Annotated in this window: 1 protein-coding gene; it reads left to right on the top strand. The window is 61.3% G+C overall.

The genetic code is table 11. The features are described from left to right. The coding region (locus WS75_RS34205; protein ID WP_218919277.1) for a DUF6708 domain-containing protein at positions 1 to 895 on the top strand (895 nt) is incomplete at both ends.

The raw sequence follows: 895 nt of genomic DNA, 5'->3' as shown, positions 1-895 counted from the left end.
GGCTGACATGCATCAAGCTACCCCGCCACTCCGACGCCTGCCCACCAGCCTGCTCATCGGCGCCACCCGCTTGTGGCGTGGCACACCGGATCGCCATGCCATCCCCAGCACGCCTGACCTGCTACAGCAGGAACTGGGCGTACGGCGCGTGAGCGACCAATGCGTCGAGTTGGCACTTCAAGGCAACATCGTGCGGGATGTGTGGGCAAGCTTTATCGGCAAAGCGCTACTCGTTGGCGCGGGGCTTGCTGTCTCTCTCCGAGCATTGGATAAGTCGACAAATTGGGGCCATCTGCTTTTTGGAGTGCTCCTCACTGTTACGATCGCCATCGCGCTGTACTTCTGCTTCCGAAACTTTTCTGGCCGCTTCAGGGGCAGCTTCGTGCGCCTCCATCGCGGCACACGAAAGCTCTATGTCGTCAGCCCCTACGATGAACATTTCACGGCGCTGGACTGGGACGCCCTCCAGGCCTTCGCCGGATACGTCCCACTCGCCAGTACCGCCGGCTATTCCGACCGCTATCCGCTCTACCTGATCGGCATCGACACGGAACGCACCCCGCCGCAGGAAATCTGCGTCTCCTGCGGCAATTTGGGCTGGCGCGATCAGGGCACATCTGCCAAACAGCTTTGGGATTATCTGCAACTCTTCATGGACGAAGGCGCGGATGCACTACCCAAGCCTCCGCCCATACCGCCGCGCCTGTCACGCAAACAGACCTTCCTGCGCTGTTACCGCGATTGGGCCACCAAGTTCCGCACCGACCTGCCCACCGCCAAGGACTGGCTGCGCAAGCCCTGGCTCGTGCTCGGCAAGCTGATCTGGCTCGTCTGCATGGTCTTTCCTGACAGCCTCGCCGAGGTCATCGAATACAACGTGCCCTATGCGCGGTTT

Source organism: Burkholderia sp. FL-7-2-10-S1-D7, assembly GCF_001524185.1.
In the GTDB taxonomy this organism is placed as follows: Bacteria; Pseudomonadota; Gammaproteobacteria; order Burkholderiales; family Burkholderiaceae; genus Burkholderia; species Burkholderia diffusa.
Note: the sequence above shows the minus strand (reverse complement) of the source record. Positions and strands in the feature narration are given on the sequence as shown.